General features: G+C 70.0%; 22 protein-coding genes. 5 read left to right on the forward strand and 17 right to left on the reverse strand.

The genetic code is table 11. From position 1 onward, the window contains the following. Positions 1–160: 160 nt before the first annotated feature. From ASF30_RS16660 to ASF30_RS22350, 3 genes are all read right to left on the reverse strand, one after another. Positions 161–658 carry a GNAT family N-acetyltransferase gene (locus tag ASF30_RS16660; protein ID WP_055909249.1) on the reverse strand — a complete coding sequence of 166 codons (498 nt, stop codon included), beginning with the start codon at positions 656–658 and terminating at the stop codon, positions 161–163. A gap of 103 nt (positions 659–761) precedes the next feature. Then, positions 762–1,889 (reverse strand): FAD-dependent oxidoreductase, encoded by a 1,128-nt coding sequence (locus ASF30_RS16665; protein WP_082467978.1) that lies wholly within the window; start codon positions 1,887–1,889, stop codon positions 762–764. After that, positions 1,886–2,947, reverse strand: coding sequence for a GNAT family N-acetyltransferase (locus tag ASF30_RS22350; RefSeq protein WP_162240774.1), 1,062 nt, complete (start codon positions 2,945–2,947; stop codon positions 1,886–1,888). The genes ASF30_RS16665 and ASF30_RS22350 overlap by 4 nt, the downstream gene beginning before the upstream one ends. 141 nt (positions 2,948–3,088) lie before the next feature. Here ASF30_RS22350 and ASF30_RS16675 point away from each other — a divergent pair, with 141 nt between their 5' ends. After that, positions 3,089–5,053: an FAD/NAD(P)-binding protein gene (locus tag ASF30_RS16675; protein WP_200918472.1), complete on the forward strand. Its 1,965-nt coding sequence runs from the start codon at positions 3,089–3,091 to the stop codon at positions 5,051–5,053. 12 nt (positions 5,054–5,065) lie between these two features. Here ASF30_RS16675 and ASF30_RS16680 read toward each other — a convergent pair whose 3' ends face one another. From ASF30_RS16680 to ASF30_RS16715, 8 genes are all read right to left on the reverse strand, one after another. Next, the gene (locus ASF30_RS16680; RefSeq protein ID WP_055909252.1) at positions 5,066–6,205 is read right to left on the reverse strand and encodes an LLM class flavin-dependent oxidoreductase; all 1,140 of its coding nucleotides are present in this window, start codon (positions 6,203–6,205) and stop codon (positions 5,066–5,068) included. Between the two features lie 14 nt (positions 6,206–6,219). After that, on the reverse strand, positions 6,220–7,062 hold the full coding sequence (locus tag ASF30_RS16685) for a DUF1684 domain-containing protein (protein ID WP_055909253.1): 843 nt from the start codon (positions 7,060–7,062) through the stop codon (positions 6,220–6,222). Positions 7,063–7,152: 90 nt separating this feature from the next. Beyond that, entirely contained in the window at positions 7,153–7,401 is a 249-nt protein-coding gene (locus ASF30_RS16690) for a hypothetical protein (protein WP_055909254.1), read from the reverse strand. 153 nt (positions 7,402–7,554) lie between these two features. Next, the gene (locus ASF30_RS16695) at positions 7,555–8,565 is read right to left on the reverse strand and encodes an ATP-grasp domain-containing protein (RefSeq protein ID WP_055909257.1); all 1,011 of its coding nucleotides are present in this window, start codon (positions 8,563–8,565) and stop codon (positions 7,555–7,557) included. After that, positions 8,562–9,962 carry an amidohydrolase gene (locus tag ASF30_RS16700; RefSeq protein ID WP_082467982.1) on the reverse strand — a complete coding sequence of 467 codons (1,401 nt, stop codon included), beginning with the start codon at positions 9,960–9,962 and terminating at the stop codon, positions 8,562–8,564. The genes ASF30_RS16695 and ASF30_RS16700 overlap by 4 nt, the downstream gene beginning before the upstream one ends. Further along, entirely contained in the window at positions 9,952–11,145 is a 1,194-nt protein-coding gene (locus ASF30_RS16705; RefSeq protein ID WP_055909259.1) for an LLM class flavin-dependent oxidoreductase, read from the reverse strand. Before ASF30_RS16705 ends, ASF30_RS16700 begins: the two co-directional genes overlap by 11 nt. Continuing rightward, positions 11,135–12,508, reverse strand: coding sequence for an NtaA/DmoA family FMN-dependent monooxygenase (locus ASF30_RS16710; protein WP_055909262.1), 1,374 nt, complete (start codon positions 12,506–12,508; stop codon positions 11,135–11,137). The genes ASF30_RS16705 and ASF30_RS16710 overlap by 11 nt, the downstream gene beginning before the upstream one ends. Then, a complete protein-coding gene (locus ASF30_RS16715; RefSeq protein WP_055909265.1) occupies positions 12,505–13,707 on the reverse strand; it encodes an LLM class flavin-dependent oxidoreductase in 1,203 nt (400 codons plus the stop codon). Before ASF30_RS16715 ends, ASF30_RS16710 begins: the two co-directional genes overlap by 4 nt. A 163-nt stretch (positions 13,708–13,870) precedes the next feature. On the opposite strand from ASF30_RS16715, the gene ASF30_RS16720 reads away from it, so the two are divergent. Continuing rightward, positions 13,871–14,209: a carboxymuconolactone decarboxylase family protein gene (locus tag ASF30_RS16720; RefSeq protein ID WP_055909267.1), complete on the forward strand. Its 339-nt coding sequence runs from the start codon at positions 13,871–13,873 to the stop codon at positions 14,207–14,209. A gap of 103 nt (positions 14,210–14,312) precedes the next feature. Here the strand turns inward: ASF30_RS16720 and ASF30_RS16725 are convergent, their stop codons facing one another. Next, positions 14,313–15,005: a winged helix-turn-helix domain-containing protein gene (locus tag ASF30_RS16725; protein ID WP_055909268.1), complete on the reverse strand. Its 693-nt coding sequence runs from the start codon at positions 15,003–15,005 to the stop codon at positions 14,313–14,315. A gap of 445 nt (positions 15,006–15,450) precedes the next feature. Continuing rightward, a complete protein-coding gene (upp, locus tag ASF30_RS16735) occupies positions 15,451–16,083 on the reverse strand; it encodes a uracil phosphoribosyltransferase (protein WP_055909272.1) in 633 nt (210 codons plus the stop codon). Between the two features lie 35 nt (positions 16,084–16,118). Between upp and tadA the strand changes: the two genes are divergently transcribed. After that, positions 16,119–16,586 carry a tRNA adenosine(34) deaminase TadA gene (gene tadA, locus ASF30_RS16740; RefSeq protein ID WP_055909275.1) on the forward strand — a complete coding sequence of 156 codons (468 nt, stop codon included), beginning with the start codon at positions 16,119–16,121 and terminating at the stop codon, positions 16,584–16,586. 102 nt (positions 16,587–16,688) lie between these two features. On the opposite strand, the gene ASF30_RS16745 is transcribed toward tadA, so the two are convergent. Then, on the reverse strand, positions 16,689–17,444 hold the full coding sequence (locus ASF30_RS16745) for a glutamine amidotransferase-related protein (RefSeq protein ID WP_055909278.1): 756 nt from the start codon (positions 17,442–17,444) through the stop codon (positions 16,689–16,691). After that, positions 17,441–18,403 (reverse strand): cation diffusion facilitator family transporter, encoded by a 963-nt coding sequence (locus ASF30_RS16750; RefSeq protein WP_055909281.1) that lies wholly within the window; start codon positions 18,401–18,403, stop codon positions 17,441–17,443. The genes ASF30_RS16745 and ASF30_RS16750 overlap by 4 nt, the downstream gene beginning before the upstream one ends. 22 nt (positions 18,404–18,425) lie before the next feature. Here ASF30_RS16750 and proC point away from each other — a divergent pair, with 22 nt between their 5' ends. Then, positions 18,426–19,262, forward strand: a complete 837-nt coding sequence (gene proC, locus ASF30_RS16755) for a pyrroline-5-carboxylate reductase (protein WP_055909284.1) — start codon at positions 18,426–18,428, stop codon at positions 19,260–19,262. On the opposite strand, the gene ASF30_RS16760 is transcribed toward proC, so the two are convergent. Then, on the reverse strand, positions 19,259–19,930 hold the full coding sequence (locus ASF30_RS16760) for a potassium channel family protein (protein ID WP_055909287.1): 672 nt from the start codon (positions 19,928–19,930) through the stop codon (positions 19,259–19,261). The genes proC and ASF30_RS16760 overlap by 4 nt on opposite strands. After that, positions 19,923–21,365 (reverse strand): TrkH family potassium uptake protein, encoded by a 1,443-nt coding sequence (locus ASF30_RS16765; RefSeq protein WP_055909291.1) that lies wholly within the window; start codon positions 21,363–21,365, stop codon positions 19,923–19,925. The genes ASF30_RS16760 and ASF30_RS16765 overlap by 8 nt, the downstream gene beginning before the upstream one ends. 90 nt (positions 21,366–21,455) lie before the next feature. Between ASF30_RS16765 and ASF30_RS16770 the strand changes: the two genes are divergently transcribed. Then, the gene (locus ASF30_RS16770; RefSeq protein ID WP_055909293.1) at positions 21,456–21,890 is read left to right on the forward strand and encodes an ArsR/SmtB family transcription factor; all 435 of its coding nucleotides are present in this window, start codon (positions 21,456–21,458) and stop codon (positions 21,888–21,890) included. Positions 21,891–21,916: the final 26 nt, after the last annotated feature.

The raw sequence follows: 21,916 nt of genomic DNA on the forward strand, positions 1-21,916 counted from the left end.
ACTGAACGGCGAACGGCCCCTCTCCCGAGTGCGGGAGAGGGGCCGTTCGCTCTGTTCGGTGTTGCAGGTGGTGCGTTGCGCCATTTCATGGGCTTGCGCGCCACCTCATCGGGCGCAGAGCGCCCAGAAATGGCGCAGCACGCCGCGGTCAACCGCTCGATCAGCGTGTGAGCACGCGGGCGTAGCAGAGTGACATCGGCAGCACGTCGTAGGGCGGGTAGATCGGGATGGGCGTGTAGCCGAGCCATTCGTACAGCCGCACCGCCTCGGGCTGGCGATCACCGGTCTGCAGGATGAGACGGGTGGCGCCCTCGGTGACAGCCGCGGCCTCGACCTCGGCGATGAGCGACTTCGAGATGCCGTGTCCGCGGTGGCTGGGCAGGGTGACGACGCGCTTCAGCTCCCACTCGTCGCCGAGGCGGCGCAGGGCGGCGTGGCCGACTGCCTCCCCGTCGACGACGGCCAGGAACGTCGCGCGGATGTCGCGGGGATCGAGCGTCAGCGCCCGCTGGGCGACCTCGGCCGCCGATGGGTCCCAGTCGTTCCAGGCCGAGGCGTAGCGTGCGCCCATCTCCTCATCCATGGCCGCGCGCAGTGCGACGGCCCGCGGGTCGTCCCACGCGACGGACTCGATCGTGATCGACGGGGTCTCCGCCATGGTGTTCTCCTTCGGTCGTGCTGCTGTGCGCCGGTTCGCGGGGTTCTGCGCCCTTTCAGGTGGCGCAGAACCGCACGAAATGGCGTGGGAGGTGGGGGCGAGGTCAGCGAGCGCCGGGCGGGAAGCGCCCGAGCGAGAAGACGTGCGGCGCTGGGCGCCCGATGGTGAGGTCGGCGAGGACCCGCCCGATGGAGGGCGTGAACTTGAAGCCGTGCCCCGAGAAGCCGGCGCCGACCGTGACGGGTCCGACCGAGTCGAGGATGAAGGTCGAGTCGGGGGTCGTCGTGTAGGTGCAGCTGATCTCGACGGCGGCATCCGCGTCGGCTCCAGGCAGCCATTCGCGCGCATAGCGACGGAGGGCGGCGAGCTGCACGGGCTCGGACGTGAAGTCGCGTTCGTCAGGGTCGACGACCGGCCCGACGCCGTGCCAGCCGGCCTTGACGCCCTCGCCCGGGGTGTGCATCCCGTAGACGCCGGAGTACCACCAGGAGTCCTCGGGTCGCGGTCGGTGGTTGAAGCCCGGCCACTCGAAGGAGGTGTCGAGCACGGCGAAGTGCGCGGGCTGCTCCTGGGTGACGACGAGGGGCGGCAGGTCGACGAGCTCGCCCAAGAGCTTGCGGGTCCAGGCGCCGGCCGTGACGACGGCGCGCCGGGCGGTGATGGTTCCGGACTCGGTCGTGACGCGCACCCGGTCGTCACCGAGCACCTCGATGCCGAGCACGCGGGTGTCGTGCCTCACGTCGGCGCCGCGCGCCCGAGCGGCCTGCTGCAGCGCTGTCACCGAGGCGTCGGCGTTCAGCCTGCCGGCCGTCGGCGTGTGCAGCACGCGCGTCTCGAAGCGGAGCCCGGGCCAGCGCGTGGCCGCCTCCGCTGCGGGAAGGAACTCGCTCGGGATGCCGACCGAGGCCAGCGCCTGGTGCACGCCGTCGATGTCGGGGTAGTCGCCGTGGTTGACGATGCCGACCTGGGCGAGGAGCGAGGCGTCGGTCTCGTCCTCGAGCTCCCGCCAGAGTCGCAGCGACTCGACGAGTAGGGCGAGGTGCACGGGATCGCCGTAGCTCACGTTGAAGTTCCGGGAGGCGCCGTGGGAGGCCCCGTTGGCATGGCCGGGCGAGAAGCGCTCGAGCAGGGTGACCCTGGTTCCGCGGCTGGCGAGCTGCCACGCCGTCGCCGAGCCCATGGCCCCACCGCCGATGACGACGACCTCGGTATCGGTTCCGGATGCCGTCACGAGGCCGCCCCCACCGGAATGGTGAAGGCCAGCAGCTGGATGGTGCGACCGCCCTCGGTGATCGCACCCTCACGCTCGGGCAGCCTGCCGAAGCCGAGCTTCTCGTAGAGCCTGTGCGCGCCGACCATCTGCTGTCCGCTGTTCATGACCACGTGGTCGAGGCGGCGCAGGCGCGCGAGCTCGATGACGTGACGGGTGAGCAGGGCGCCGATGCCGCGGCCACGCGCCGGCGGGTCGACCGCGAGCAGCCTGAAGTCGAGCTCACCCTCGCGGGCGAGCGGCGAGATCGCCCGCCCGGGCCGCGGCGTCGCCACGGCACCGAGCAGCGCTCCTGTCGCCGTGTCGACGGCGACCCAGACCTGGTGCTCCTGAGCGCGCTCGGCGATCTGGCGGATGGACGCGCGGTACGTCTCCGTGATGTCGTACTCGATCGTGTAGGCCCGCTCCGAGAGATCGGCTGCAGCCTCGTACTCCTCGGGCAGTACGAGCCTCACGAGCACGTCGGCGCGGTCGCGCAGCGGCTTGATGAACTCGACGTGCCGGATGGGCGAGCCATCGGGCTCCGTCGACTGGTTCGGCATGAGCTCGTAGCCGAGGCTCCGATAGAGCGTCTGAGACACGAGATTGCGGGTTCCCGTATCGAGCACGACGGATGCGGCACCCCAGCCGAGGGCGACCTCCTCGGCGGCCAGGGCGAGCGCACGACCGAGGCCGAGTCCCCGCGCCGCGGCGAGCACGCCGAGCAGGCGCAGCTCCGCCTCGTCACCGACGGCCAGCCGTGACTGCGGGGCTCCGGCGCGCACCAGGGTGACTGTGCCGACGATGACGCCGTCGGGAGCCACGGCCACGAGCACGGCACCCGAGGCCGCGCGAGCCGCGACGTCCAGCACGAGTTCTCGGCGCTCCGCCGTGACGGGGAGGTGGCCGTAGGGGCCTTCGGCGAAGGCGCGTTCGGTCACTCGACCGACCTCGTCGTACTCGTCGGGTCGTGCCGGGCGGATCTCGACCGACCCGCGAAGTCCGTGGCGTTCGTCCTGGGATGCTGCGGTAGTGCTCACGCGCTCCTCGTTCTTTCTCTCTACCCTCGATTGTGCTGACTCGACGATGAGAGCGTGCTGTGTTACCCGCGGTGTCGACGCGTTACGCGAGCATGACGCTCGGCGTTGCCGCGGCATCCGTCGCTCCCATAGCTTCGCACGATGCCGGCCGAGACCCGCCGGCGCGAAGGGAGCCGTGCCGTCATGGTCGACCCTGTGCGCGTCGTCATCGTGGGCGCCGGTCCTCGCGCCGTCATGCTGCTCGAGCGCATCGCGGCGAACCTGGCGGTCGCATCGGCGGAGGATGCTGCGACGCGACTCGACGTGACCCTGGTCGACCCTCACCCGCCGGGAGCCGGACGCATCTGGCGTCAGGCTCAGTCGCCCCTGCTGAAGCTCAACTCGATGGCGAAGGACGTGACGGTCTTCACCGACGAGTCCTGCCGCATCGACGGGCCCGTCGTGCCCGGTCCATCGATGATCGCGTGGGCCGAGGAGGTGCGATCGGGGCTTCGACCCGAGGTTCGGGTGACGGATGCCGGGCTGCTGGCCGAGATCGCCGCCCTGCGGGGTGAGAGCTTCCCGACCAGGCGCCTCAACAGCGCCTACCTGGGCTGGTTCCACGAGTCGATCGTGCGCGATGCCCCCGAGTCGCTCACCGTCACCGTGATCCAGGCGTCGGTGCAGTCGGTCGTCGACGTCGGCGAGGATGTCGACGTCGGCGACGATGGCGGCGGTGGCACCGGCCCCCACAGGGTCACGCTCGACACCGGCGAGGCCTTGGAGGCCGACATCGTCGTCTACGCCGTCGGGCACAACGCCCGCGAGCACGGCCAGCGCGAGAGGGAGCTGCAGGCCTTCGCCGAGCGCAACGCCGTCACCTACATCGCTCCGGACTTCACCGCCGATGCCGACCTCAGCGGCATCCGAGCGGGCGATCATGTGATCGTGCGGGGCATGGGTCTGGCCGCGACCGACCTCGTGGTGCTGCTGTTCGAAGGGCGCGGCGGCTCATTCCATCGTGGAGCCGACGGGCGCCTCGTCTACAGGGCGAGCGGGCATGAGCCGATCGCTCACCTCGGCTCGCGCCGCGGAGTGCCGTACCGCTCCAAGATCACCTCGACGCTGCAGGGCGACGCACCCCGACTCGAGGTGCTGACGCCCGAGCGCATCGCGGCGTTGGGAGCGGCATCCGGAACCCTCGACTTCGACCGCGATGTCTGGCCGCTCGTGGCCACAGAGCAACTGCTCGGGTACTACCGCGAGTTGTCCACCGGCCATGCCGATCGGGTGAGCTCCGAGTGGGCGTCGTTCTCCGAGCTGATCCGGTCCCATCCATGGAACTCTCCCGAGTTGCTGGCGGCGATCGAGCAGGCTGTTCCGGATGCCGCGGACAGGTTCGACCTCGTGAGCTTCGACAGGCCGCTCGGCGGCGAACTTTACGCCTCTCCCGAGCAGCTGCAGCAGCGCCTGCGCCGGCACATCGCCGCCGACCTCGCGCACCGCACCGAGCAGCGGCACAGCGCCACGCAGGGGCTGTTCCTCGCCACCCTCTACGCCTACATGGCCGTGACCGAGATCCCGCGCGATGCCTGGAACGAGGTGTCGCGTTCGCAGACCCTGCCGCGCGACTGGCACGCGTACTTCTCCTATGTCGCCAGCGGCCCGCCCGGGCATCGGCTCGAGGAGCTGCTCGCCCTCTCGGATGCCGGCCTCGTGCGCTTCCTCGGCCCCGACGTGCGCGTGCGCACCGTGGACGGCATCGGCTTCATCGCCGACAGTCCGTGCGTTCCCGGATCCGTGCAGGCCGCTGCCCTCGTCGACGCGTGGCTCCCCGAAGCGCACGCAGCGGAGAGCATCAACCCCGTGCTGCGCGAGCTGGTGGGACGGGGCGCCGGGGCGGGGCGGATCACCGTCCACTCCGAGCACTCCCGCGTCGTCGACGGCGCGGGCCGGGAGCATCCGTCGGCCTTCGCTGTCGGCAGCTTCACGGCGGCGCCGGAGACCGGTGCATTCACGCGCCCCGGCACGAACGCACTGCCGTTCCGCGCGAACGACGCCCTCGCCCGAGCGCTCATCTCCCAGGCGGCGCGGGTGCACGGCGACCGCGCACTCGCACCGGCCTGAGCGCGGGCGCCCTCAGGCTCCGACGAGCTCCGCCCGGGCGGCCTCGACGACGGCCGCGGCATCGGCCTGGGCTCCGCCGGCGACGGACGGCCGTTCGGCGTAGGGGTCGCCGTCGCCCCAGAGCGTCGTGGGGAACTCGCGCCGTGCTGTCGGAACCACCTCGGCGGCGAAGCGCTCGAGCAGCTCGTGCTGCTGTTCGGTGGGCAGCGTCGTGGGCAGGCTGACCGACTGCAGGTCGTGGCCGAACGCCTCATGGAAGCGTCCGATCTTGTCGATGACCTGCTGCGGGCTTCCGACCAGGGCCGGCCCCTCGGCGATGGCGTGGTCGATGTCGCGGAACGGCGTGTTGTTGCCCGGCACGTTCGTCGCCGCGACCAGGGCCTCGTAGACCGGACCGTACAGGTCGCGGGCCTGCTGGGTGGTGTCGGCGATGAACAGCGACCCCGAGCCTGCACCGATGTACGAGTAGCGGGGATCGTGACCGTGGCGGGCGTACTCGTCGCGGTAGTGCTGCACCAGCACGGCGTAGTTGCGGAGCGGCTGGATGGCATTCGCCGTGAACAACGGATCTCCCCAGCGCGCGGCCAGAGCGGCCGACGCGAGGGTCGTGGCCGAACCGTGCCACACCCGCGGGGCGCCGGCGAAGGGCCGCGGCAGCGTCGTCGTTCCGGTCTGCGACCGCGTGTACGGGGTGGCGGCCCAGTCCACGTCGGTCTCGCGCCAGAGCCGACGCAGCAGGGCGTACTTGTCGGCGAGCAGCTCCCACTGGTCGTCGATCTCGAGGCCGAAGAGCGGGAACTGCGCAACCTCGTTGCCCTTGCCGATGGTGATCTCGAGGCGACCGTGGGAGAGCTGGTCGATGGTGGCGTAGTCCTCGGCCACCCTCACGGGGTCGAGCACCGACAGCACCGTGACGCCCGTCTGCAGACGGATGCTGCTGGTCACGGCCGCGATGGCACCGAGCAGCACCGACGGTGACGACGACAGGAAGCGACCGGCGTGGCGTTCGCCCACCGAGAAGGCGTCGATGCCGAGCCTTTCAGCTCGGCGGGCGAGCTCCACGGTCTGGCTGAGCCGCTCTGCGGGACTCACCTGGCGCCCGGTGATCGGGTCCGCGTAGTAGGGGACGATGTCGAGGATCTGGAATCTCATGGCTGGTGCCTCTCTCAGCCGCGCTCGAGCGGGGTCTTCTCGCCGGCCTCGATGCCCACCGGGAGGCGGTTGCCCGCCGGGGGCAGCGGGCAGGTGGCGAAGTCCGTGTAGGCGCAGGGCAGGTTCGTGGCCCGGTTGAAGTCGAGCACGACGTGCCCGTCGGCATCCGGAGCATCGATGGACAGGGATCGGTTCGCGGCGTAGGTGGTGATGCCGCTGGTGGCATCGGTGAACAGCGCGAACAGGCTGCCGGGGGTGTGGCCGTTGAAGGCGATGAGGGTGAAGGTCTCGCCGCGCAGCTCGAACTCCACCTCGCCCGGGGCCTCGTAGACGTGCTGCAGGCCCTCGACGGCGGCGCCGACGGTGACGGCCCGCGGCTCGTCGTAGGCGACGAAGCGTCCGTGGGCCAGCCAGCGCGGGTTCGGCAGGTAGGTGGGCGTACCGGTGTAGTCGGTGCGCAGCGGATGCGTCGGGTTGCGCGGTCGCACGATGTCGTTACCGCCGCGGCGGGCGACCTCGATGGCGATGTCGCCCCACCGCACGGTGACTCCACCGCGCTCGGCGATCGGGCCGAAGGCGTGCCGACCCGTGATGGTGGTGCCGTCGAGCTCGAGCGATTCGCCGTCGGCCAGGTCGACGACGGGGCCGTCCTCTCCGGTCGACCAGGTGCCGGGGGCGTCGAGCACGGCCTGCGGAGTCTCGGTCAGCCAGTGCAGGCCTGTCACAGCGAGGAAGCCGTGGGCGTCTGCGCGCTGGTCCTCGTGGCGGGTGTGCCACTGCTCCCACTCGCGCGCGAACGCGGCGCGGTCGATGGAGGCTGTCGGCGTGAGGGTCGGGGTTGTCGTGGCAGTGGTCATGATCGGATGCTAGGGATCGCGGCATCCGGCGTCTCCGCCTGTGACAGCACGTGTCGGCCCATCGTCATCCGGCGCAACAGAGTGGCGGATTCAGGCGGCGTGCGCGACGGCGCCGACGAGGGCGTCGGCTTCGCGGACCACCCGATCGAAGGCGGCCAGGGCGTCGGCCTCGTCGAGTTCGCCGTCGTCGATCGCCGTCGTGATGATGTATGCCGAGAGCCTGATGCGAGCGGATGCCGACAAGTCGTGCCGCGCGATCTCGTCGATGCGCGCGTGCAGTTCGAGCCTGCGGAGGATGAGTTCGGGTGTCCAGCGACGTCGTCCCGGGGATGTGGTCATGATCGGCTGCCTTCCTGTGCTGCATGGATGCGGTTGTTCCGCGTGCAGCCAGAGTGAGGGCGGGAGTCGGTCCTGGCCAGCAGTGTGACGCGCCATGTCGTCCCCGTGTAACCGAGCGCAACGCCGTGGGCGACCACGGGGCTCGAGGCCGGCTCAGTCGGGGTAGTGCTCCCGCAGCAGGGCGCCCAGGTACCGGGCGATGCGACCGGGACCCGAGGCATCCGCTTCGGCCTCGACGTCAGCGTTGTAGTTGGTGTTCGTGTTGATGTCGTAGACGACCTGGCGACCGTCGGCCGAGGCGATGAACTCGATGCCGGCGATCTCGATGCCGAGCTGCTTCGTGAAGGCGACGAGCCGCTCGACGATGGGGTCGTCGAAGTCGCGGCGCAGGGAGAACAGCTTCTGGCCGGGCAGCGGAGCGGCCTCCGCGCCCGGAGGGGCTACCGGCAGGCCCGTGCTCGGGTCGACGGCGCAGGCGTCGGCCGGGCAGAGCTGGAAGCCGCCGTGCACGGTATCGGCCGCGATGGCGTAGACGAACTCGCCGCCGACGATCTCGACCCGGGTGATGAAACCCTCAGCCGGGCGCACGTACTCCTGCAGCAGGGTGATGCCGTCGACGGGCACCTCGAAGTCGTCGGAGTCGACGTAGTCGGCGAACTCCTCGTGGCTGTCGAAGCGGCGGACGCCGAGGCCCTTGCCGCCCTGGTTGTGCTTGGTGATGAACGGGGTCGGCAGACGGCTGGCGGCATCCGTCAGCCCGGAACGTCCGACGACGGCCACGGTGGCCGGGGTGTCGAAGCCGGCCGCGCGGAGGGCTGCCAGCTGAGCGATCTTGCTGACCTCGAACTCGATGGTGCTGCGACCGTTGACGGTGCGGCGACCCGATGCCTCGACCCAGCTGAGCACGCTGCGGGCGTAGTCCTTCGAGAACGGGTGGTCGCGTGACGGGGACGACGCGCTGATGCGCGACCAGAAGATGCCTTCGGGCGGGGTGGACAGCGGATCGAGTTCACCCTCGATGAGGCGCCACTCCCGCACCGGAACACCGGCGGCCCGGAACGCAGCCTCGAACGGCGGCCACCAGTCGGCGTTCTCGTGCAGGGCGTAGACGACGGGCCGGCCGTCGGGTTCCGGGCTGAGAGTGGCCGGGGACTGCGTGCTCACGAGAAGTACCTTTCGACGTCGACGATGCCACCGGATGCCTCGAAGTCCGCGCGCACGGCCGCGCGCAGGTCGGCATCGGCGAGGAAGTCCGCCGCTGTGGCGGCGAGGCCGTAGGCGGCATCCGCAATCGCCGTCACGACCGCGGGGTCGGAGGCGTGGGCCGCGAACTCGCGGGTGTGCAGGCTGACCTCGGGCGGGGCGATGGCGATGACCGGGTGGATGCCGGGGACCCGCACGCTCACATTGCCGAAGTCGGTGGAGGCGGCCAGGTGCGACGGCACTGTCGCGCTGGTGCGCACGGTGCGACCTCGCTCGGCCTGGGCGATGGCCCAGCGCTCGCCGAGGGGCGTGTTCGAGCGGATGGGCAGGGTGAATGGCAGCGGGTCCCAGTGCACCTCGACCCCGGTGCCCGTCGCCAGCGCGATGCCGTGGGCGATGTCCTCCACGCGCAGGCTCAGCTCCTTGAGCGTCTCGGCGGCGTGCGAGCGCACGTAGTACTCGAGCTCGGCGCGCTCGGGCACGACGCTGGGGCGCTCGCCGCCGTCGATGACGATGCCGTGGATGCGGTCTCCGGGCACGAGGTGCTGGCGGAGCAGACCGACGGCCTGGTAGTTGAGCGTGGCGGCGTCGAGGGCGTTGCGGCCCTGGAACGGCGAGGCCGAGGCGTGGGCCGCGACCCCGTTGTAGACCACGCGCACGATGCGGCGGCCGATGAACGGCTGGTCGATGACGTCGTAGCCGAACGGGTGCACCATGATCGCGGCATCCACCCCATTGAACGCGCCGGCCCGAGCCAGGATCTCCTTGCCGTTTCCGCCCTCTTCCGCGGGCGTTCCGATGAGCAGCACCCGGCCCGGAACCGAACCCGGCCGCGCGCGCTCGGCGCGCACCAGCGCCAGGAAGGCGCCGACGGCGGAGGCGGCGATGACGTTGTGGCCGCAGCCGTGGCCGAGCCCCGGGAGGGCGTCGTACTCCGCGAGGATCGCGATGGTGGGGGCGTCGGATGACCCGCTGCCCGCGGCATCGAACCGCGCGACGAAGGCCGTCGGCAGCCCGTGCACGCCGACGGTGACGGCGATGGCCTCGGCTTCGAGTGCTGCGCGGATCGCCTCGACACTCCCCACTTCAGCGAAGCCGGGCTCGGCGAGATCGAAGATGGTCGACGACAGTGCGCCGAGCGTCGGCGCCAGGTCTGCGACGGCATGGCCGACCTCGTCGAGAACTGATGCCGCGGCACCGGCATGCGGTGAGGTGATCGGCGGTGCCAGGGCCGCCCGGCGCTCCGCGTCCTGGGCAACGGCGTCGAGGTAGAGCGTCGACGGTCGAGTCGGTTGCGCCCCGACCCGCAGGCCGTGCACCGCCGTGAGCCCGGCCGTGGCCGCGCCCTCAGTCGGCATCGTGTCGCGACCAGGCCTCGGCCAGCAGCCTGTAGGAGTTCACCCTGTCGGCGTGGTCGTGCGTGATCGTCGTGACGAGCAGCTCGTCGGCTCCGGTCACGCGCTGCAGGGTCTCGAGTAGGCCCACCACCGTCTCCGGGCTGCCGACGAACCTGGTGTCGAGGCGATCCCGCACGGCATCGCGCACGGTGTCGCTGAGCTCGTTCCAGGCGGCTGCGTCCTCGGGTGCGGGATAGGGAACGGCGCCCTGGCCCTCGCGGATGGACAGCACCCACTCCGCGTAGCCGGCGGCGAGGCGCTCGGCCTCGGCATCGGTCTCGGCCACGACCACGTCGACCGACACCGTGGTGTGCGGTCGCTCGAGGGTCGCCGACGGCTGGAAGTGCGCGCGGTACTCCGCCAGGGAATCGAGCACGCCGCTCGGCAGCACGTGGTAGTTCGCGCCGTAGCGCAGGCCGAGGCGTCCGGCGAGGCGAGCGCTCTCGCCGGCACTCGAGCCGTGCACCCAGAGTTCGACGTCGCTTCCCTCCGCCGGTTGCACGGTCACGGGGATGCCGTCGCCGACGAAGTCCCCCTCGAAGAACGCTGCGATGTCGGTGACGGATGCCGCGAACCCGTCGGCGTCGCCCGGCGTGCGTCCGAGCAGGCGGGCCTGCAGGGCGAAGCGCTCCCGGTTGAACCTGTATGTGGTCGGCTGTGGCACCACGAGTCCGTCGACGATGGTGTTGGCCGCGGGTTCGGGGGAGGCCGGCGCTGGTGCGGGCGGGGCCGCCGGCTGTGGCGCTGTCGCGGGCTTCGCGGCATCCGTCGCCGGAAGGCCCGACCTGCCGAAGCCGAGGTCGGTGCGTCCGGGGAACAGCGACGCGATGGTGCCGAAGGCCTCGGCCACCTGCACCGGCTCGTAGTTGCCGATGATCGTGGCTGCCGTGCCCACTCTGATGCGTTCGGTGCGTGCCGCGATGATGCCGAGCAGGGTGTGCGGCGCCGAACCGGCGACCCCGGGGTTCAGGTGATGCTCGGCCAGCCAGTAGCGCGCGTAGCCGAACTCCTCGGCGCGTTGGGCGAGGTCGATCGTGTTCGCCAGGGCGTCGCGGCCCGTCGCGCCGCTCGGGATCGGCACCAGGTCGAGGACGGCGAGCGGAACACGGCGGGCAGCCGCGCGGGCAGGAGCCTCAGCCGACATCGCGGGCCTCGGCGCGGGCGGGCTGCGGTGCGGGCAGCTCGAGGTTCTCGCGCAGGGTGGCCCCTTCCGCATACTCGGTGCGGTAGACGCCGCGCTCCTGGAGCAGCGGGATCACGGTGTCGACGAACTCGTCGAGGCCGTACGGGTTCGTCGTCGGTACGATGACGAAGCCGTCGCTCGCTCGGTTCTGCACGTAGCGGTCGATCTCGGCGGCGATGTGATCCGGGGTGCCGACGAAGCTCTGTCGGCCCGAGGTGCGGATGACGAGTTCGCGGATGCTGAGGTGCTCGGCCTCGGCCAGTTCACGCCAGGAGGCGACGACGGCTCCGACATCGCGGGTGTGCCTGGCGCGTCCGCGGGAGATCCCGGGCCCGTCGACATCGGGTTCGATGTCGGGCAGAGGGCCGTCGGCGTCGTAGGCGCTCAGGTCCCGACCCCACACCTGCTCGAGCGTCGAGATGGCGGTCTGATGGCTGACCTGGGCGAGCGTGGTCTCGCGAGCCTTCTCCGCGGCATCCGCCGCCGAGTCGCCGATGACGAAGGTGGCACCGGGGAGGATCTTGAGCGAGTCCTCGGTGCGGCCCCAGCCGGCCAGGCGTCCCTTCACGTCGGAGTAGAAGGTGCGGCCGTCCTCGTACTCGCTGTGCAGGGAGAAGATCACCTCGGCGTGCCTGGCGGCGAAGTCGCGCCCGTCGGGGGAGTCGCCCGCCTGCACGATCACGGGGTAGCCCTGCGGGCTGCGCGGAACCGTGAACCGACCGCTCACGTCGAACTGCGGCCCGTGATGGCTGACGGTCTCGATGGCGTCGTCGGCGAGGAAACGGCCGCTGGCGGCGTCGGCCACCACGGCATCCTCCGACCAGCTGTCCCAGAACTCTTTGGCCAGGCTGACGAACTCGGCGGCGCGCGTGTAGCGATCGCCGTGGTCGAGGAAGCCGCCGCGGCGGAAGTTCGCACCGTGGAAGGCGTCGGACGACGTCACGACGTTCCAGCCGGCCCGCCCGTCGGAGAGGTGGTCGAGGCTCGCCAGCTGGCGGGCGAGTTCGTAGGGCTCGTTGAAGGTCGAGCTCAGCGTGCCGACGAGGCCGATGTGCTCGGTGACCGCCGCCACGGCCGCGAGGATGGCGAGGGTGTTCGGTCGGCCGACGACGTCGAGGTCGTGGATGAGGCCGCGGTGCTCGCGCAGGCGCAGGCCCTCGGCGAGGAAGAGGTAGTCGAAGCGACCGCGTTCGGCGTTGCGGGCGAAGTGCTCGAACGACGAGAAGTCGACCTGGCTGAGCGACCGGGGGTCGCTCCAGATGGTCGTGTTGTTCACGCCCGGGAAGTGGGCGGCCAGGTGCACCTGGCGGGGCGTCGTCGTCATGCTGCGTTCTCCTCGGTGCTGGTGGCGTAACGGTTCTCTGCCCTCTCGAAGCCGAGGCGCTCCCGCAGGGTGACGCCCTCGGCTGTCGCCGCCTCGTCGTCCTCGAGCCTGGGGAGCACCTTCTCGGTGATGGCGACGAGGTCGTGCGGCAGGCGGGCCGGGCGCAGCCTGAAGCCCTCGTAGCCCAGCGCGGTCCAGGAGTCGAGCCGGTCGATCAGCTGGTCGGGGGTTCCTGCGACGATGAGGGCGTCGGATGCGAGTGGCGTGCCGTTCTGCTCGTCCAGCCGCTCGAGGGCCGAGCGGGCGGCCGCCGGGGAGTCCTCGAGCAGCACGACCACGTCGGCGTACAGGGACAGAGGGCGCCCGCTGCGCCCGACCCGGAGTTCGGCGTCGCGCACCTCGTCGCGGATCGCGGCGGCGTCGACGTCGGACTGCGGCGTGAGGTAGACGATGTCGGCGCTGGTCGCGGCCAGCTCGTACGGGATGCGCTGGTGCGCGAGCACAGTGACCAGCGGCTGCCCCTGCGGAGAGCGCGGGGTGATCGACGTGCCCTTGATGCTGAAGTGCTCGCCCTCGAAGTCGGCGTAGTGCAGCTTGTCGCGGTCGATGAACCGGCCGGTAGACGCGTCGCGGATGATGGCGTCGTCCTCCCAGCTGTCCCAGAGCCGGCGCACCACCTCGATGACCTCGCGCGCCTCCCCGAACACCTGCTCCTGCAGGGCGACGCCCTCGGGGGAGCGCAGCTGGTCGATCGACAGCCGCGGGAAGTCGCGACGCCCGATGAGGGCGGCATCCGCGGCTCCGGCCGAGACCTGGGCTCGCCAGCCGGCGCGGCCGAGGCTGGCGAAGTCGAGCGTCTGCAGGGCCGTCGCCACGTGGAACGGCTCGGTGTGCGTGGTCGTCACGGTGGGGATGAGCCCGATGCGGCTGGTGAGCGGACCGACGAAGGAGGCTATGAGCAGGGCGTCGAGGCGACCGCGCACCTGGTCGGTGCGCTCGTCGGGACGGGTGAACGCCGCGGACTGCAGTCCGAGCGAGTCCTCGATGGTGACGAAGTCGACACCGCCCCTCTCGGCCGTGCGCACGAGGTCGACCCAGTACCCGGCACTGAAGAGATCACGGGGGCGGGCGTCGGACTCGCGCCAGGCTGCCGGATGCCAGCCTGCTCCATCGAGGGCGACGGCGATGGTTCTGGTCATGACTCTCAGTGCTCCTTCTGGGCGATGCTGTGCCGATGCGGCCTCGGCCCAGCTTGGAAGCGATGCATGGTGATGACAACCGTCGTCGTAACACGGCGAATGCCCCTGTCACATGGCGTCACGGTGGCACGGCCGCGCTCGGTCGTGCGGGTTGGATGAAGCCATGAGCGAGTATTTCGAGAGCACGGATCGCAGCTACACGAAGGTCTACAAGGAGCACACGCCCGACATCCTCGCGGCCTTCGCCGCGTTCGATGACGCCGTGTTCGCCGCGGACGGCCGAGCGATCCCGCTGAAGTATCGGGAGCTCATCGCTCTCGCCGTCTCGATCACCACGCAGTGCGTGTACTGCATCGACGGGCACAGCAAGAACGCCGTGAAGGCCGGAGCCGATGAGGCGGAGCTCGCCGAGGCGGCCTGGGTCGCGACGGCCATCCGTGCCGGTGGCGGGTACACCCACGGCCGTCTGGCCTTCAAGCTCTCAGGAGCTCACGAGCACTGAGCGGTGCGGCCGCTTCCGCTGGCCACGAGGCCGCGACGAAGTCGCCGCCGAAGGCGAGGGAGCAGGGAGCAGGGAGCAGCAGCCCGTCAGCCGGCGCTGGACCTCAGTACAGGTCGGGGCTGGGCGTCGACGCCTGGCGGATGGAGACATCCGCGTGCCGGTCGAACCTGTATCCGACGCCGCGCACCGTGCGCACGATGTCCTCGTAGGCGCCGAGCTTGGCGCGCAGGCGTCGCACGTGCACGTCGATGGTGCGCTCGTTCGGAACCTCGTCGTCGCCCGCGGCGTCCCACAGCGATGAGATGAGCTCGGCACGCTCGATGGTGCGCCCCTCACGCAGCACGAGGTACTGCAGCAGCTCGAACTCCTTGTAGGTGAGCCCGGCGGACTCGCCGTCGAGCAGAACGCGCTTACGCGAGATGTCGACGATGACGCCGGCCGGGTGCCTGTCGGCGGCATCCGGGGTCTGACGGTGCTTGGCGAGGGCCGACGGGTCCTGCAGGGCGAGGCGCACGACATCGACGTCGCGGCCGCCGGCACCCTGGGGGGCGAGCGCCACGGCGGCGTAGGTCTCCGAGCCGGGGGCGACTTCGGCGGCCAGCGCCTTCAGGGCCTCGACCACGCGGTGGAGGGTGGTTCCGGATGCTGCGGCCTTGGCCTCGTCGAACCCGACGTAGAGCACGAAGCCGCGGGCCTCGGTGCCGTCGGGAACGGCACGGACGCGGGGCGGCTGGGTCGGGGCCTCGGCTGCGAGGTCGGTGAGCGAGTCGGGCGAGGTGTACTGGGCGATCGACATGAGAAGTCCTTCAGAGGAGAGGGTGCTGCGATGAACCTGTCGCTGAAGAGGAGCGACGAGAGAGGTTCGATGAATGGCGGCCGGAAGGCCTCGGGAGTCCGTGACGAGGACTCGGCGGTCGGAGCTGCGTCAGCTGCACATTCGACAACACATGCGCGCACGGCCGGGCATCATCATGCCGGCATGCCTCTGGGCCTCGAGCGAGGTCAGGGGGTGTGCGTTCTTCGTCATGATGGTCAGTAAAACCAGTGTGACGAGTTGTGTCAATTCAGTGTCGCCGTGTGACCGATCCAGCGCCGCATCAGGTGCGCCGAAGGTTGCACCGAGCGGCAGCATCCGTCATCGAATGGAATTCGGGCAAAGAAAAACCGATAAAAACGAGTTTCATCGGATTTTCTTGATCGGATGCCGCGACGGCGTGTCGGCGGCCGAAGATTATTCGCGCCTACACGAGTCCATAGAGCCTGTCGCCGGCGTCGCCCAGTCCGGGGACGATGTAGCCGTGCTCGTTGAGGTGGTCGTCGAGGGCGCCGAGCACGATCGTGACGTCGTGCCCGTCGAAGGCCTTCTCGACGGCGGCGAGGCCCTCGGGGGCGGCCAGGATGCAGATCGCCGTGACGTCCTGTGCGCCGCGGTCGAACAGGAACTGGATGGCCGCGGCGAGCGAGCCGCCCGTCGCGAGCATCGGGTCGAGCACGAAGCACTGGCGATCGGAGAGGTCATCGGGAAGTCGCTCGGCGTAGGTGGTCGGCTCGAGCGTCTCCTCATTGCGCGCCATGCCGAGGAAGCCGACCTCCGCCGTCGGGAGGAGCTTCACCATGCCCTCGAGCATGCCGAGGCCGGCGCGCAGGATCGGCACGACGAGCGGACGCGGCTCGCTGATGCGCACGCCGGTGGTCTCGGCGACGGGCGTCTGGATGGTGTGCGGCTCGACGCGCACGTCGCGGGTCGCCTCGTAGGCCAGCAGGGTCATGAGCTCGTCGACGAGCGCCCGGAAGACGGGGGAGGGGGTGTCCTTGTCGCGGAGGACCGTCAGCTTGTGGGTGATGAGCGGGTGGTCGGCAACGTGGACTCGCATAGGCTCATCCTAGTTCGAGCAGGAGGTGGCGGCCCATGGGGTCTTCGGGTGCGCACACGGCCGCGATGCTGATCGCACTCGACGAGGCGCGGCAGGCCCTGGCCGGCGGTGACGTGCCCGTCGGGGCCGTGGTCACCGATGCCGACGGGCGGGTGATCGGCCGCGGTCGCAACGAGCGCGAGCTCACCAACGACCCCACCGCGCACGCCGAGATCGTGGCGATCAGGGAGGCCGCCGCAGCGCTCGGCGACTGGCACCTGGTGGGCTGCACCCTCACGGTGACCCTCGAGCCCTGCGTCATGTGCGCCGGCGCGATCCTCGCCGCCCGTCTGCCTGTCGTGGTGTTCGGCGCGTGGGACGAGAAGGCCGGCGCCTCGGGTTCGCTCTACGACGTGCTGCGAGACCGCAGGCTCAACCATCGGGTCGAGGTGTTCGCGGGCGTCGAAGAGGCCGAGTGCTCGCGGATGCTGCTGGACTTCTTCGAGGGGAAGCGCGGCGGCTGAGCCCACTCCGCTGGCAGAGTCACGAAGTCACAGAGCCACAGACGCGCAGCGGCGGCGGCGAAACCGAGGAGTGAGCGCGGCTCGAGCGCTACGTGGCGTTCGCTACGCTCGCGTCACTCTGCCGGCGGGTTCCTGCCGAGCATCAGCCAGCGCCAGCCCATCCAGGTACTCGCCCAGCAGGGCCCGAGAGGCCCGCTGCATGTCGTCGGAGTACTTCGCCCTGTCGGCGCGCAGTCCATCCGGCGTGAGGCCGTGGTCGGGCAGCTCGGCGCCCCAGCGCTGCACCCAGTCCTCGTGCATCTCGGCCGTGACCTCGGGGTGGAACTGTACGGCGAGCAGCCACTCGTCGATCGCGAAGGCCTGGTTGGCGTACTGGGCTGAGCTGGCGAGCGTCGTGACGCCAGCCGGCAGCTCGTAGCTGTCGCCGTGCCATTGCACGACGGGAACGCCGCGGAAGTGGCGAACCGGCGACCTGTCGCCGGCATCCGTCGGCACGATCTCCAGGTAGCCGACCTCCGTCGACGGTCCCTTGTAGGCCGAGCCGCCGAGCGACTCCGCCAGCAGCTGGGCGCCGAGGCAGACGCCGAAGATGGGGCGCTCGGCGGCGATGCGCTCGCGGAGCAACGCGATCTCGGCGTCGATGTACGGATGCAGCTCGCCCTCGTAGGCGCCCTCATCGCCGCCCAGCACCACGACGAGGTCGGCCTCGGCAGGATCGATGGCGCTGAGATCGGTCGCAGGGGTGTCGATGATGCGCACGTCGTAGCCGTGTTCGGCCAGAACGGGTCCGAGGTTGCCGAGCCCGATCCCGGCATCGTGCCGAAGCACGAGCGCGGAACGCGAAGCCTCCGCGCTCACTCGAGGCCCTTGATGACGATGGCGTCGGTCGGCGGAGCCGGGTCGGCGTTCGGACGGTAGACGTCGGGTTCGAGGTAGACCGTTCGCGCTGCGGGCACGGCCTCGCGGATGCGCTTCTCGATGGCGTCGATGCCCGCGGCCACCTCGGCGAAGCGCAGCTCGGAGTCGACCGCGATCTTCGCGCCCACGAGGATCTCATCGGGCCCGAGGTACATGGTCTTCATGTGGATGATGCGGTCGGTCTCGTCGCCGGCCAGGATCGCGTCCTCGATGGCGGCGGCGTCGGCGAGGTTCGCTCCCTCTCCGACGAGAAGGCTCTTCGTCTCGATGCCGAGGATGACGGCCACGAGGATGAGCAGTAGGCCGATCGCGAGGGTGCCGAGGGCGTCCCAGACGCCGTTCCCGGTGATGGCGGTGAGGCCGACGCCGATGAAGGCGAACACCAGGCCGGTGAGGGCTGCGACGTCCTCGAGCAGCACGACGGGAAGTTCGGGGGCCTTGGCGTGCCTGATGAACGTGACCCAGCTGTCCTTGCCCTTGTGCGGCAGCGACTCGTGGATGGCCGTGCGCAGCGAGAACGACTCGAGGATCATCGCGATCACGAGCACGAGGATCGGCAGCCACCAGTTGTCGAGGGGATGCGGATGCCGCAGCTTCTCGACGCCCTCGTAGAGGCTGAACACGCCACCGACCGAGAACAGGATGATCGACACCACGAAGGCGTAGACATAGCGCTCGCGACCGTAGCCGAAGGGGTGCGAGAGGTCGGCGCGCTTGCGGGCCTTGCGCCCGCCGAGGAGCAGAAGAAGCTGGTTGCCGGTGTCGGCGAGCGAGTGCACGCCCTCGGCGAGCATCGACGACGAACCCGAGAAGAACCAGGCGATGAACTTCGTGATGGCGATGCCCAGATTCGCGAGCAGTGCCGCGAGGATCGCCTTGTTGCCGCCGGATGCGCTCATACCGCAATCCTAGGATGGTCGCGTGAGCACAGAACTCCCCACGATCGCCTTCCTCGGTGCCGGGTCGATGGCGCGGGCCATCATCAGCGGACTCCTCCAGCCCGACGTCACGGTGGCCGGCGGCATCCGTGCCACCAACCGCTCGTCCGAGAAGGCGGCGGAGCTCGACGCCCTCGAGGGCGTGACGGCCACGGCCACGGAGACGGATGCCGACGCCAACAGGGCCGCCGTGAGCGGAGCGAGGCTCGTGGTCGTCGCCGTGAAGCCCGCGATGGTGCCCGACCTGCTGCGCGAGATCGCCGACGCCCTCGCACCGGGAACGGTGGTGGTCAGCGTCGCCGCCGGAGTCACCGTCGCGACGTTCGAGGCGCTGCTGCCGGAGTCGGTCTCCGTCGTGCGCTCGATGCCGAACACTCCTGCCGTCGTCGGCCGGGCTGTCACCGGAGTCTCGGCCGGTACCCGCTCGAGCGAGGCCGACCTCGCGCTCGCCGTCGCGCTGTTCGAGACCGTCGGAGAGGTGCTGGTGGTTCCCGAGGAGCAGATCGACGCCCTCTCCACCATCTCGGGATCCGGGCCCGCTTACGTCTTCTACCTGATGGAGCAACTCACGGCGGCGGCGGTCGACAAGGGCTTCACGCCCGAACAGGCCCGCACCATGGTCGAGGGCACGTTCCGCGGCGCGAGCGAGATGCTGGCGGTCTCGGATGTCGACCCGACCGAGCTGCGGCGCCGGGTCACCAGCCCCAAGGGCACGACGGAGCGGGCCGTCGCCGTGCTCGAGCAGGCCGGGCTCAAAAGCGTCTTCGACGAGGCGACGGATGCCGCCCTCGCCCGGGCGAAGGAACTGGCGGCGAGTTAGCCGCCGAGCGCCGCGAAGCGCTCGATGTCGGCTTCGGTGCCCGACACGATGATCAGGTCGTGGTCTGAGACGACGGTCTGCTCCGTCGCGTAGGTGAACGGCTTGCCCGGGCTCTTCACGCCGACGACGGTGATGCGGTACTTGGAGCGCACACCGGAGTCGTGCAGCGAGAGGCCGCGGATCGGCTTCGGCGGATACATCTTGACGAGGGCGAAGTCGTCGTCGAACTCGATGAAGTCCAGCATCCGCCCGCTCACCAGATGCGCTGTGCGCTCGCCGGCCTCGCGCTCGGGGTAGATCACGTGATTGGCGCCGATGCGCTCGAGGATCTTGCCGTGCGAGGTCGAGATGGCCTTCGCCCAGATCTGCGGGATCTTGAGGTCGACGAGGTTCGCCGTGATGAGCACTGAGGCCTCGACGCTGGAGCCGACGGCGCAGACGGCGATCGAGAAGTCCTGCGCGCCGATCTGGCGCAGTGCGTCGATGGACTTCGCGTCCGCCTGCACGGCGTGGGTCACCCGCTCCGACCACTTCTGCACCAGCAGTTCGTTGTCGTCGACGGCGAGCACCTCGCGACCGAGGCGATCGAGCTGGCCGGCGGTGGCCGCCCCGAAGCGGCCGAGGCCGATGACGAGCACTGGGGCGTCGTGCTTGATGCGGTCAACCAACGATGGGCCTCTCTTCCGGACGCTTGAACAGCTGTCGGGACTGGCTGGCCGCCAGGGCCGCAGCGAGTGTCACTGTACCAACGCGACCCATGAACATCGTCGCCGACAGCACGTAGACGCCGGCCGTCGGCAGGTCCTGGGTGAGTCCTGTCGACAGCCCGCAGGTGGCGAATGCCGAGATCACGTCGAACAGCACGATGTCCAAAGATGCCTTGGTGATATGCAGCAGCAGGATGCTGGAGACGGCGACCGTCGTGGCTCCCCAGAGCACCACGCTGACGGCGAGGCGCAGGATGTCGCGGGGGATGCGGCGACCGAACGCCTCCATCGCGTCGCGACCGCGCGCCTCAGCGAAGGCGGCGAGGAACAGCACGGCGAGGGTGGTGACCTTGATGCCTCCGGCCGTCGACGCCGACCCGCCGCCGATGAACATCAGCATGTCGGCGACGAGCAGGCTCGACCCGTGCAGGTCGGAGATGTCGATCGTCGAGAAGCCTCCGGACCTCGTCATGACCGACATGAAGAAGGACTGGAAGACGGTGTCGAAGGCGTTCAGGCCGCCGAAGGTCTTCGGGTTGTCGTACTCGAGCCAGATGAAGGCCGCGGCCCCGGCGACCAGGAGTACGGCGAAGGTGAACAGCGTGATCTTCACGTGGACCGTCCACTTGCGCGGAGACCGCCACAGCCGCACCACCGCATAGATCACGGGGAAGCCGATCGCACCGAGCACGACCCCGAACATGAGACCGGCGAGGAACACGTAGTCGTGCTCGAACGGCGTCAGGCCCTCGGGGTTCGGCAGGAAGCCGGTGTTCGTGAACGCCATCGCGGAGTAGTAGAGGCTGTACCAGATCGCGTGGAGGACGTCGTAGCCGGCAGCCAGTACCCGGGGGAACAGCACCAGCGCTGTGATCGCCTCGATCGCCAGCGCGCTGATCGCGACGGTGGCGAGGAGGCTTCCCACCTCACCCAGGCGCACGGCCTGACCTTCATTGACCGGGCCGACGTGGATGCGCGACGGGTTGCTGTCGCTGGCCGCCATCAGGCGGGTGCGCAGGCTGATGCGGCGCGACACGACGAGGCCGAGGATGGAGGCGAGAGTCAGCACGCCGATGCCGCCGATGTTCACGCCGATGTAGATGAGGGCGTTGCCGAACGCCGACCAGTGGGTCGCCATGTCGACCGTCGACAGCCCTGTCACGCAGATGACCGAGACGGCTGTGAACAGAGCATCGGCCAGTGGCGTCATCGAGCGGTCGTGGGCCGCGATCGGCAGCGAGAGCATCAGCGTCCACAGCAGGATGAGCGCCGTGAAGATGAGGATGGCGAACCGGGCGGGGGACTGCCTGGCGAGGAAGTCGATGCCATCGCGGATGCGTCCCAGGGTGGATCGGGACGGGGTGACGAATCCGCGCGACGCCAGACTGCGCTGCATCACGCCCCTCGTTCCCTGTGAAGCCGAATCGTTCCGGCGGCGGTCCGAAATGTCATGGTACTCCCCGGTCGGACTGACTAACCTTGCACCATGGCGGACATCTTCGACGTTGTGGCTGATGCCACCAGACGCGACATCCTCGGCACCCTGCTCGCGCATCACACCGAGGGGTCGACTCGTCCGAGCGAGATCAGCGTCTCGGCCATCGTCGCCGAACTGGGACTCAGCCAGCCGACGGTCTCTAAGCACCTCAAGGTGCTGCGCGAGGCCGGCCTCGTCGGAGTGCGCGAAGAGGGCCAGCATCGCTACTACCACCTGGTCTACGCCCCGCTCGAGGAGATCGAGGACTGGCTCATCCCCTTCCTCAGCGTCGATTTCGAGGCCGCCGTGGCCGAGCAGACGGCCGAGGGGTTGAAGGAGGAGCAGAAGGCCTTCGCCGCCGCCATCGGCAAGGCCGTCGCCGATGCCTCCCACCAGGTCACGAGCGCCGTCAAAGAGGTCAGGCCCAAGTCCTGGCGGCGTTGATCGCCCGGTTCGCCGCGGGTTCACCG

Origin of the sequence: Leifsonia sp. Leaf264, assembly GCF_001422325.1 — a bacterium.
In the GTDB taxonomy this organism is placed as follows: Bacteria; Actinomycetota; Actinomycetes; order Actinomycetales; family Microbacteriaceae; genus Orlajensenia.

Excerpts from the sequence above, each read along its gene's own strand:
- ASF30_RS16660 (WP_055909249.1), bottom strand. The coding sequence starts at position 658 with ATGGCGGAGACCCCGTCGATCACGATCGAGTCCGTCGCGTGGGACGAC.
- ASF30_RS16675 (WP_200918472.1), top strand. The coding sequence starts at position 3,089 with ATGCCGGCCGAGACCCGCCGGCGCGAAGGGAGCCGTGCCGTCATGGTC.
- ASF30_RS16680 (WP_055909252.1), bottom strand. The coding sequence starts at position 6,205 with ATGAGATTCCAGATCCTCGACATCGTCCCCTACTACGCGGACCCGATC.
- ASF30_RS16685 (WP_055909253.1), bottom strand. The coding sequence starts at position 7,062 with ATGACCACTGCCACGACAACCCCGACCCTCACGCCGACAGCCTCCATC.
- ASF30_RS16690 (WP_055909254.1), bottom strand. The coding sequence starts at position 7,401 with ATGACCACATCCCCGGGACGACGTCGCTGGACACCCGAACTCATCCTC.
- ASF30_RS16700 (WP_082467982.1), bottom strand. The coding sequence starts at position 9,962 with ATGCCGACTGAGGGCGCGGCCACGGCCGGGCTCACGGCGGTGCACGGC.
- ASF30_RS16705 (WP_055909259.1), bottom strand. The coding sequence starts at position 11,145 with ATGTCGGCTGAGGCTCCTGCCCGCGCGGCTGCCCGCCGTGTTCCGCTC.
- ASF30_RS16710 (WP_055909262.1), bottom strand. The coding sequence starts at position 12,508 with ATGACGACGACGCCCCGCCAGGTGCACCTGGCCGCCCACTTCCCGGGC.
- ASF30_RS16715 (WP_055909265.1), bottom strand. The coding sequence starts at position 13,707 with ATGACCAGAACCATCGCCGTCGCCCTCGATGGAGCAGGCTGGCATCCG.
- ASF30_RS16720 (WP_055909267.1), top strand. The coding sequence starts at position 13,871 with ATGAGCGAGTATTTCGAGAGCACGGATCGCAGCTACACGAAGGTCTAC.
- ASF30_RS16725 (WP_055909268.1), bottom strand. The coding sequence starts at position 15,005 with ATGTCGATCGCCCAGTACACCTCGCCCGACTCGCTCACCGACCTCGCA.
- upp (WP_055909272.1), bottom strand. The coding sequence starts at position 16,083 with ATGCGAGTCCACGTTGCCGACCACCCGCTCATCACCCACAAGCTGACG.
- tadA (WP_055909275.1), top strand. The coding sequence starts at position 16,119 with ATGGGGTCTTCGGGTGCGCACACGGCCGCGATGCTGATCGCACTCGAC.
- ASF30_RS16750 (WP_055909281.1), bottom strand. The coding sequence starts at position 18,403 with ATGAGCGCATCCGGCGGCAACAAGGCGATCCTCGCGGCACTGCTCGCG.
- ASF30_RS16765 (WP_055909291.1), bottom strand. The coding sequence starts at position 21,365 with ATGCAGCGCAGTCTGGCGTCGCGCGGATTCGTCACCCCGTCCCGATCC.
- ASF30_RS16770 (WP_055909293.1), top strand. The coding sequence starts at position 21,456 with ATGGCGGACATCTTCGACGTTGTGGCTGATGCCACCAGACGCGACATC.